Genomic DNA, 7786 nt, shown 5'->3' with positions numbered 1-7786 from the left:
GGTTTCAATTTTCATAAGATCCTCATATGAAATGGCTTCAAAATGAGAAAAGTCAAATCTTAAGCGTTCAGGTGAAACCATAGAGCCAGCTTGTTCTACATGAGTTCCAAGAACTTGTCTAAGTGCTTTATGAAGTAAATGCGTTGTTGAATGGTTTCTTGCTGTTGCAAGTCTTTTCTTAACATCAACGCTTGCTGTTACAGTATCGCCAACCTTAATGCTACCTTTATTTACCTTAACATGATGAGCAATTAGCTTACCCACACTCTTACGCGTTTCTTCGACTTCAGCCTCAAAAGTTCCTGTGGATAATTTACCGGTATCAAATACTTGTCCACCGCCTTCAGGATAAAAAGGTGTTTGATCCAGTACAATAGTGACTTCCATACCCTCAAAGGCTTCATCAAGTAAGGTTTCGCCAACAATAGCCAATACCTTTGATTCTGCTGTCATTTGGTCATAACCAATGAAGACACTTTCCATATCTTTAGGCAACTGACCAAGTGCATCCTGCGCCCAGCCAAGTTCATCGCCTGAGCCCCTAGCTGTTCTAGCACGCTCTTTTTGAAGTGTCATTTGCTCTTTAAAGGCATCTTCATCCACTGTCATTTGATATTCTTCTAAGATTTCTAGCGTAAGTTCAAGTGGGAACCCATAGGTATCGTAGAGTCTAAACGCATTTTCGCCGCTTAATACCGTTTGATTTTCAGCCTTTAAAGCCTCTATATAATCTGTTAAAATCGTTAAGCCTTGATCGATTGTCGTTTGGAATCTCTCCTCTTCAACCGAAATAATCTTCTTGATATAGTCTTTTCTTTCAAGTAAGTTTGGATAACTTTCACCGTATGCTTCCATCACTGAATCCACGAGCTCTGTTAAGATATTACCTGTCATACCAAGCATTTTTGCATGTCTTGCAGCTCTTCTGAGAAGTCTTCTAAGAACATAGCCTCTGCCCTCGTTGTTTGGCATAATCCCGTCACCAACCATAAAGGTAACTGCCTTCACATGGTCTGTGATAATTCTCACTGAGATATCCTGCTTGCGATCAGCACCGTAGACCACATCACTTCTTGAAATGACCGCATCTCTTATAAATTTGATGGTATCCACTTCAAAGATTGTATCCACATCTTGCATGATACAAGCAATTCTCTCAAGCCCCATACCTGTGTCAATATTTGGCTTTTCAAGAAGGTTATAATTGCCTTGCTCATCTTTATCGAATTGAGTAAAGACGTGATTCCAGAATTCAAGGAAGCGTTCACATTCACAGCCTGGCTTACAGTCTGGATCACCACAGCCAAATTCAGGACCCCTGTCAAAATAAATCTCAGAACAAGGACCACACGGACCTGTGCCGATTTCCCAGAAGTTGTCCGCTTTGCCAAGTCTTATGATTTTTTCTTCAGGGATGCCAATCACATCTCTCCAGATAGCAAAGGCTTCATCATCTTCAAGGTAAACAGATGGCCATAACTTTTCAACAGGAAGTTCTAAAACTTCTGTGATGAACTCCCAGCCAAACTTAATTGACCCTTCTTTAAAATAGTCACCAAATGAGAAGTTACCGAGCATCTCAAAGAAAGTAGCATGTCTTGCTGTTACGCCAACATTTTCGATATCACCAGTACGAATACACTTTTGACAAGTTGCCATACGTACTTTAGGCGGCACTTCAGTCCCCATAAAATAATTCTTTAAGGGTTGCATGCCTGCATTTACAAGTAATAAGCTCTTATCGCCTTGTGGCACAAGTGAATAGCTTGACGTTACGTAGTGATCCTTTGATGCATAAAAATCTAAAAAAGCTTTTCTTATTTCATTTAATCCCATTGATTTCATCAGTTAGTCCTCCTAAAAAAAAATATTCTTTTTTTGCTTATTTAAACCAAAAAACAAAAAAACCTTCAAAAGCTGTAGGGACGACAATACCGCGGTACCACCCTACTTAAAGATGCCATAGGCATCAATCACTCTTAAAGGTAAACTGCAAAATAACGATTGCAAATCGCAAACATCTACTATTAGTTCAATATTTGAGCTCAGAAGCTGCTTGGGTCACGGTGAATTCATTTCAGCAAAAGAATTCTCTCTGGGGTTGCGACTTACTCCTCTTCGTCATAGCGATTTCATATTCTCAATATAAATAGTTTATCACAGTTTTTTTAAAAATAAAGACTTTTTTATAAATCATCTCATACGAGAAAGTGTGTCATTCTCATTAAAACTCGATGTCCACCACATCATGATGATCGTGATCTTCATTTGGATCAAAATCCTTAAGGGCTTCAAAGTGTAGATCATTCTTAGTTGCATAATCATAAATCGCTGCCTTAAGGGCTTGTTCTGCTAATACAGAACAGTGAATTTTCACAGGTGGAAGACCACCAAGCTCGTCCACAACTTGCTTGTTTGTGAGTTTAAGCGCTTCTTCAATTGTTTTACCCATGATTAATTCTGTTGCGACTGAAGATGCAGCAATAGCAGAACCACAACCAAATGTCTTGAACTTAACGTCCTCAATAACGTCACCCTTTACCTTGATATAAATTCTCATAATATCGCCACATTTGACGTTACCAACTTCGCCTACACCATCGGCATTTTCAATTTCGCCAACATTTCTAGGATTCATAAAATGATCCATTACCTTTTCTGTATACATTCTTATTTTCCTCCTAAAACTCTATCATATAGTGGTGACATCATTCTCAATTTATGAACAACTTCTTTTAAAGCTTCAATTGCATAATCCACATCTTCTTCTGTTGTGAAGTCGCCGATTGAAAGTCTTAAAGAGCCATGTGCGATTTCATGTGGTAAACCTATTGCCAAAAGAACATGTGATGGATCTAGCGATCCTGAAGTACAAGCTGAACCACTTGAACCCGCAATGCCCTTAGCGTTAAGACTGAGTAGAAGGGCTTCACCCTCTATAAACTCGAAGCATACACTGACATTACCTGGATGTCTATCCGTAGGATGTCCATTGTATCTTGAATAATCTATGCTTTCAATGATGCCCTTTGCCAGTCTGTCTCTTAATGCCGATAACCTTTCGATATGGGCATCAAGGCCAGCCATGGCTAGTTCAGCAGCCTTTGCAAAACCAACGATACCTGCTACGTTTTCAGTACCAGCTCTACGGTTCCGCTCTTGGGCACCACCTTCGATGATATTTTGAATTTTAATGCCTTTTCTTATATAAAGAGCGCCTACACCTTTAGGGCCATATATTTTATGACTTGAGATACTCATTAAGTCAATACCGAGTTCATTCACATCTATTTTAACGTTTCCATAAGCTTGAACTGCATCTGTATGGAAGATCACTTTATGCTTTTTGGCAATTTCTCCAATTGCTTTTACATCTTGCATTGTTCCAATTTCATTGTTGATGAACATAATTGAAATCATAACTGTCTTTTCGTTAATCGCAGCTTCAAGAGCCTCAAGGCTAATTTTACCTTGTCCATCCACATCAAGATAAGTGACTTCAAAACCTTCTTTTTCAAGGGCAGTACAAGTATGAAGAATACCGTGATGCTCTATCTTAGTTGTAATCAAGTGATTACCTTTTGCCTTATTGGCACGCATTACACCCTTTAGCGCCCAGTTGTCAGACTCTGAACCACCCGCTGTAAAGTAAAGGGTATCCGCTGTTGTGCCCATGGTAGATGCAACGGTTGCTCTTGCAGCTTCAAGGGCACGTTTTGCATCTTGTCCAAATCCATGTATACTCGATGCATTTCCAAACGTCTCTGTAAAGTAAGGCATCATTGCATCTAAAACTTCTTTTTTTACTGGAGTTGTTGCTGAATAGTCCATATAGATCCTTTTCATAAGAACCCTCCTCATAAACATATTATTTCATTAATTTGATACTTTCTCGCCAGAATATCAACATTATTTACATTCACAGATTGTTTCTATGATATGACTGTCTTGATTTTGTTCATAATCATCTAACATGTGCTGTAAAGTAATTGAATTTACAACACTTGTGATGCTTTCATAAATTTTTTCGTAAATAACCTTTGTGACACAATATTGTGAATGATCACAGGTTTCACCATCATCATCCTCAATAACACAGTCAGTTGGAGCAAGAGGACCTTCCAAAGTTGTCAATATGACGCCTACTGTAATTTCACTTGCTGGTCGAGCAAGCATATAGCCACCCTGTGCACCACGAATACTTGTCACAAGGCCAGCCTTGCGAAGTGGTGATATAAGCTGTTCCAAATAGTTTACAGATATTGCTTGGCGTTCCGATATACTTGTAAGAGATATTGGCCCTTCACCATAATGTGATGCCAAATCAAACATGGCTTTCAAACCGTAACGGCCTCTCGTTGATAGTTTCAAATTTATCCTCTCCTTCAATTCCTAGTTATTTACTATGAAATCATCTTAATTATAATATATCCGATTATTTGAGTCAACTTTAAAACGCCATTATCTTATGAATTAATTGTTAACATTTTGTCGAATTATGCCGATAATAATATTAGACTATGTAGAATGAGGTGTTTAAATGTCAGAAAGACTCAATGAACTTTATACTTTAACTCAAAAAGCTCAGAAGATGGAACTCATAAATGAAGAAATCGCTCTAGAAATATACCAAGAGATTTTTGCGAACTATACACCTAAAATATCAAAAACCTACGAAAGCGGCATCCGTCTTTTAGAAAAAAGGCACCGGTATGACGAAGCACTTGTCATCTGCAATAAAGCAATTGAGCTCATAAAAGAAGATCAGATATCTGGTACTGTCGAACGCTTTGAATCCATAAAAGAACGCTTAGACCGAAAAATAAAAGAGCTTAATCCTCAGCCAATTGTTCCTGAGAAAAAGCCCTTTAAAGTCAATTATAAACTTGTCGTTGGCATTCTTTTACTGGTCATCCTAGGCATCTACATCTTTAAACTCAGCAATCCATACGAGGACATAAACGTCAATCTAGAAGGCAAGGAAACCCTTGAGGGTGGTGATCAAGTTTTTGATTCCTCTAAATCTGGTGATAGTCAAGTGCCTGATCTCGAGTTCCCTGTAACAGAAAAAATGATAGAAGTTGCCACAAACGAAGGCCTTAAAAACCATGATGTTTCCAGCATTATCATCACGCCACAAGGGGGGACGATTGGTCTTGGCATCCTCGTCAAGCCAAGTACATCTGAAAAACGCTGCCAAGATATTGCAACAGATGTCTTAAAAGCACTTTCGGGCGCAGCATCCGCAACTTATTCCGAGTTAAAGGGCCCTGGAATCGGCACACTCGGAGACCTTTACGATTATTATGAGTTGGTGATTTCTGTTGGTACTGGTACCACAGATGAAGAGATTATCGCTAAGGGCACTAAAAATAAAGACGCCTCAGAAATCTATTGGCGTCAAAATTAATTATATTTTTAGGGTATGACTTGTCCATTTATGGTCTGAGTCCATAAAGCGTTCAACATAAGTTACCTTATCGTCTTGGTCCACTAAAATAACCGTTTGATAGATGGTGCCATAAGTATCAAGATCAATAAATATGCTTGATAGGTTTCTTTCGAGCTCAATATCAATTCCGGTATCTGGTAAATATTGATCTGGCGGTATTTCCCGATCATCAAGTATTTCAAACAAGGCTTCTACATCAATTTGATCTTTTTCAATAAGGTGTTGAAGTCTTTTTTTCGCCTTCTCCACCTTATACCAAGGTGTATCCAGATGGGCATTGCTTAAACCGTGTATACCATCTTCCACCTTTTTGATTTCATCTTCCACATTTGAGTAAAAATAGAGCTCATCAAAATTGCCAACCACTAGATTGTAGGGGTTATAACTTGTTTCATTTGCTTTCAAATCATTTAGAAATGTCAAAGCAGAGGTTTCACCCCTCAGATAATCAAAAGTGAGACCGCCTCTTGATGCCTGATTTTCCTTAATGCGTTTAAAATCTCTATAATTAGTTAAAAAGGATATTCTCTTATCCCTTGTGAGGCCAAGCCAAGTGCCACATGCTTTTAAATCCCTTCCTGCTAAAAGCTTTGGTTCATCTTCCCAGTAGGCAGAAGGTGCTGTGGGTCTAGCCTTAAACTCATCTCGGTTTCCAAGGTATATCAATTTATAATGCGGATGTTGATTAAGCGCAAATATTATTGTGCACATAAATTACCTACTTTCACTTGTTGGGCATGACCATCTTTTGACCAAGCTCATTTGCAAACGCCTCACCCTTTAATTCAGATACAATCTTTAGCCCAAATTCTAGTGCCACACCGACACCTTTGCCTGTAATTAATTTGCCATCCACTACGACATCCTCAGGAACTTTAAAACAGCGGTCAAGCTTAGCCAAATAACTCGGATACGCCGTTATCCTTCTCTGATCAATCAAGCCCCAATCATAAAGGACTGAAGGTGCCGCGCAAATTGCCGCCACGTATGCATCTCTTTCAAATTGCTTGCGAATTAAAGATTCAAGTTTCTCGCTTGCCTTCAAATTATGAATGCCAGGTACACCACCAGGTAATACGAGAACCTGAGCATCTTCTAGGCTTGAAATATCGTCAATACTACAGTCCACTTTTACACTAATCCCATGTCCACCTGTGATTTCAAGTCCATTCACACCAACCATTTTTGTCTCAAGCTCTGCCCTTCTAAGAACGTCTACAGTTGCAAGCGCTTCTACTTCTTCAAATCCACTTGCGATAAAAACATATATCATTATCTTCACCTCCACAATATGACGCTTATATTATTATTATATTATATTTTATAGAATTCTTAAGACATTTTTGTGATATTTGCTTATAATTGGGGTAATAGTTAAAAAAAAGTGGAGGTAGGTATTATGTTTAAATACAATAAAAGAATGGAAGAAGAAAGACAATACTATGAAGATATGTTAGCGCGCTCAGAACAAAGACAAACTGCAAATCTTTTAGTAGGCCTGATTGTCGGTGCCGCTGCTGGATACTGTGCTAAAAAATATGTACTACCTAAGCTCGCTGAGGTGGAATACAAGGAAAGACTTGCTGAAGAGACTGATTTCTTAAAAGAACGCTTCAATGATTTAAAGCAATCTGTATTGTCATTAAAAGACAAACTCCCATTTGGCGATTGTTGCGATGATTTATGCTGTTGCTGTGACGACGAGTGCGATGATGAGTGTTGTGATGAAGAATGTTGTGACGACGATGGTTGCTGTGATGCAACTTGTTGTGAAACAAAGTCACAAGCTAAACCTGAAGTTGCTCAAGATGCTGTTTTAGATGAAGAACTTCCTGAAGCGCCAGAAGAGGATAAAGTAGATTAATGGTCAGTTCTAGAATCGAAAAGTCCAATGCGTAAATTTACGCTACTTAAAATAAAAAAAAAAAAATAAAGAGCTCTTTTAGAATTTGAAAGTCTTTCATTTTCTATAAGAGCTTTTTTTATGACATGTAAATGTCAAAGATTCTTTTTCAAAGTCAGATATAATGGGCTTTTTTTACTTTTAAGTGATCACACCTAATGGCCTTTACTCTGAGTACTTTGTACGATTGAGATATGCCTTAATTACCGCTTCATGACCCAAATCGGTCGGTCTATAATAGCGTTTATCCTTAATTTCATCAGGTAAATACTGCTGTTTGACATAATGGTCCTCAAAGGCGTGAGGGTACTGATATTTTTGATACTTAGTATCGCCACTGTAGTTTCGTTCTAACTTAAGTGAAGTGCCATCTTTCAAATAATATGGTATTTTACCATTGTCTCTATTGGCAATATCCTCTAAAACTTCGT

9 protein-coding genes and 1 other annotated feature are annotated in these 7786 nt (G+C 38.4%); of the genes, 2 read left to right on the top strand and 7 right to left on the bottom strand.

Going from position 1 to position 7786, the window contains the following annotated elements; all coding sequences use genetic code 11:
- The 4 genes from alaS to AC220I_RS15035 all read right to left on the bottom strand — a co-directional run.
- Nucleotides 1-1845: alanine--tRNA ligase (alaS, locus tag AC220I_RS15050; protein WP_486724677.1), on the bottom strand; the 1845-nt coding region annotated here is incomplete at its 3' end.
- A 73-nt stretch (nt 1846-1918) separates the two neighbouring features.
- Nucleotides 1919-2134: a binding site (T-box leader), on the bottom strand.
- A 90-nt stretch (nt 2135-2224) separates the two neighbouring features.
- Nucleotides 2225-2668: a Fe-S cluster assembly scaffold protein NifU gene (gene nifU / locus AC220I_RS15045; RefSeq protein WP_486724676.1), complete on the bottom strand. Its 444-nt coding sequence runs from the start codon at nt 2666-2668 to the stop codon at nt 2225-2227.
- A 2-nt stretch (nt 2669-2670) separates the two neighbouring features.
- Nucleotides 2671-3846, bottom strand: coding sequence for a cysteine desulfurase NifS (gene nifS / locus AC220I_RS15040; RefSeq protein WP_486724675.1), 1176 nt, complete (start codon nt 3844-3846; stop codon nt 2671-2673).
- A gap of 63 nt (nt 3847-3909) precedes the next feature.
- A complete protein-coding gene (locus tag AC220I_RS15035) occupies nt 3910-4371 on the bottom strand; it encodes an RrF2 family transcriptional regulator (RefSeq protein WP_486724674.1) in 462 nt (153 codons plus the stop codon).
- Nucleotides 4372-4540: 169 nt separating this feature from the next.
- Here AC220I_RS15035 and AC220I_RS15030 point away from each other — a divergent pair, with 169 nt between their 5' ends.
- A complete protein-coding gene (locus AC220I_RS15030) occupies nt 4541-5410 on the top strand; it encodes a hypothetical protein (RefSeq protein WP_486724673.1) in 870 nt (289 codons plus the stop codon).
- On the opposite strand, the gene AC220I_RS15025 is transcribed toward AC220I_RS15030, so the two are convergent.
- Complete coding sequence (locus AC220I_RS15025) at nt 5411-6163, bottom strand: NRDE family protein (protein ID WP_486724672.1); 753 nt, start codon at nt 6161-6163, stop codon at nt 5411-5413.
- 13 nt (nt 6164-6176) lie between these two features.
- Nucleotides 6177-6725, bottom strand: a complete 549-nt coding sequence (locus tag AC220I_RS15020; RefSeq protein ID WP_486724671.1) for a DJ-1 family glyoxalase III — start codon at nt 6723-6725, stop codon at nt 6177-6179.
- A 126-nt stretch (nt 6726-6851) separates the two neighbouring features.
- Here AC220I_RS15020 and AC220I_RS15015 point away from each other — a divergent pair, with 126 nt between their 5' ends.
- Entirely contained in the window at nt 6852-7316 is a 465-nt protein-coding gene (locus AC220I_RS15015; RefSeq protein ID WP_486724670.1) for a hypothetical protein, read from the top strand.
- A gap of 204 nt (nt 7317-7520) precedes the next feature.
- Here the strand turns inward: AC220I_RS15015 and AC220I_RS15010 are convergent.
- Nucleotides 7521-7786 (bottom strand): AAA family ATPase (locus tag AC220I_RS15010; RefSeq protein WP_486724669.1); only part of this gene is annotated, 266 nt, incomplete at its 5' end.

This window comes from Fusibacter sp. (genome assembly GCF_057447755.1).
This window is presented reverse-complemented; position numbering and strand designations above follow the sequence as displayed.

Bases quoted from the DNA above. Each gene is read 5' to 3' on its own strand.
- nifU (WP_486724676.1), bottom strand. From the start codon at position 2,668: ATGTATACAGAAAAGGTAATGGATCATTTTATGAATCCTAGAAATGTT.
- nifS (WP_486724675.1), bottom strand. From the start codon at position 3,846: ATGAAAAGGATCTATATGGACTATTCAGCAACAACTCCAGTAAAAAAA.
- AC220I_RS15030 (WP_486724673.1), top strand. From the start codon at position 4,541: ATGTCAGAAAGACTCAATGAACTTTATACTTTAACTCAAAAAGCTCAG.
- AC220I_RS15025 (WP_486724672.1), bottom strand. From the start codon at position 6,163: ATGTGCACAATAATATTTGCGCTTAATCAACATCCGCATTATAAATTG.
- AC220I_RS15020 (WP_486724671.1), bottom strand. From the start codon at position 6,725: ATGATATATGTTTTTATCGCAAGTGGATTTGAAGAAGTAGAAGCGCTT.
- AC220I_RS15015 (WP_486724670.1), top strand. From the start codon at position 6,852: ATGTTTAAATACAATAAAAGAATGGAAGAAGAAAGACAATACTATGAA.